We start from the raw sequence: 501 nt of genomic DNA on the forward strand, positions 1-501 counted from the left end.
AAGCTTATAACCGATTGCGCGTATTTACTCAGGATGAATAGAAAGGAAAGTAATGGGATACACAGTAAGGAATGCTGTTAGAGAAGAAGCAGCTCAAATTGCTAAAATACATGTCGATTCGTGGCAGGTGGCGTACAAAGGGTTAATGCCACAAAGCTATATAGAGCAGTTTACCATTGAGCGCCGAGAAAGGATGTGGACACGAGTTATGACGGAGCAACTGGCTCAATTGATCGTGGTTGAGAAACAAGGGGAAATCGTCGGGTTTTTAAGTTCCGAGTTGCCTAACCACACCAGTGAAGATAAAACGGCGTTGGTAACGTGTTGCTATGTCTCGCCGTTACATTATGGGCAAGGAGCAGGAAGTGCACTGTTAGATGAGCTCGAAACACGTCTACTCTCTACGCCAGTAATGCAGATAAGTCTGAAAGCACTGAACACTAATAAGCAAGGACTGAATTTTTACAAGAAGTGTGGTTTTGTGCGTACCGGGGAAGAAGA

At 44.3% G+C, this 501-nt stretch carries 1 protein-coding gene; it reads left to right on the forward strand.

Translation table 11 applies throughout. The annotated features are described in order from the left end of the window. Positions 1 to 52: 52 nt before the first annotated feature. Positions 53 to 501 (forward strand): GNAT family N-acetyltransferase (locus R7Q11_RS29805; RefSeq protein WP_225467419.1); only part of this gene is annotated, 449 nt, incomplete at its 3' end.

The organism is Vibrio sp. 970 (assembly GCF_033339075.1).